At 54.4% G+C, this 1,214-nt stretch carries 1 protein-coding gene; it reads right to left on the reverse strand.

The features are described from left to right. Positions 1 to 25: 25 nt before the first annotated feature. The coding region (locus GS636_RS22575) for a tetratricopeptide repeat protein (protein ID WP_216603001.1) at positions 26 to 1,214 on the reverse strand (1,189 nt) is incomplete at its 5' end.

The raw sequence follows: 1,214 nt of genomic DNA on the forward strand, positions 1-1,214 counted from the left end.
GCTACGGCTTCTCCGAGTCTAAAGCTCACCTTTGATGTATGGTGCTTAAGTGATCAGTTAGGGCGCGAACCTGCTCTGGATTCACATAAAGGCGATCCCAAAGAGCAATGGTGTCAATTGTCGGCCAGTTCTGCTTTAAGTCTGCCTCTAAGGCCAAGGCCTCTGCTTGATTTCCGAGCGCTGCATTTGCTGCTGCGAGGTAGACCAAAGTGGGAGCCGAAATCGGGTCTCCGGCGCGGGTAGCGGCATTGAGAGCGTCGATGGCTTGCTCGTATTTTCCTGCGTGAAAGCTAGCAGCGCCATAGATACTCTTGTTTGCAAATCGTCCTAAGCCCGATGTTCGCGGACGGTCGCTCGTCGACGCGGCGAGTGCCGCGTCAAAGTCGCCAGTCGCCAGCATGACCATTGCATAGAAATCCAGGACTTTGCCGTCCTTAGGGGCGAGATCCAAGGCAATGTCTGCGTGCTCCATGGCTCGTTTTGTATCACCTTCGGCAAGGTCAACCCAGGACAGTGCCGATTGCGTCCACGAGTTGGCAGGTGACAGAACTTCGGCTTGGTCGGCAAAAAATCGCGCTTCTTTGAGCAGCATAGAACGCTGAGGACCGTCTGGTGCAAAAATCGCAAAGGCAGCCAAACACTGGGATGCACCTGCATATCCACCAAAGTAGGATTCGTCCTTCTCGATTGCATGACGGAACATCGCCAAAGCTAGTTCAAGCTGTGCCCGCTCAAACATGGGAAAAATCAAATTCCGCGCCTGATCTGAGAGTGTCACAGCTTGAAGGCTAGACGGCGACTTCGCGAGATGTGCGCGCCTTTCCGCCTCTAGCGTGGGATCATTTGAAGTCTCGAAATGTCCGGAAACGTCGGTCGTGTTTTCTCGCGTAGAACTGATCGTGATCCCCAAGCCCAAGCCCAAGCCGACAGCAAGCGCCACGAAGATGCTTGCGGCAATCTGTATCGGCCTGCTCTTCCATCTGCTATGGAGTTCTAATTCTGTCGCAACGTCCTCAGTTTGAGCGTCCGCAGAATACTTGAGTTCGAAACGAGGTACATACCCGCCGGGATCGATATGAATATGGATTGGGTCGTCTCTTCCCGGGCCGGCAAAATACTGTGCAAGCCGGCGCCTGAGACGCCCGGCGTCAACCCGAACGATGTTATGGCTGTCACCATTTTGATCCGGAGGTCTGCCGTAGACATCCTCAGCG

This window comes from Ruegeria sp. HKCCD4884, from assembly GCF_013110855.1.
Taxonomy (GTDB): Bacteria; Pseudomonadota; Alphaproteobacteria; order Rhodobacterales; family Rhodobacteraceae; genus Ruegeria.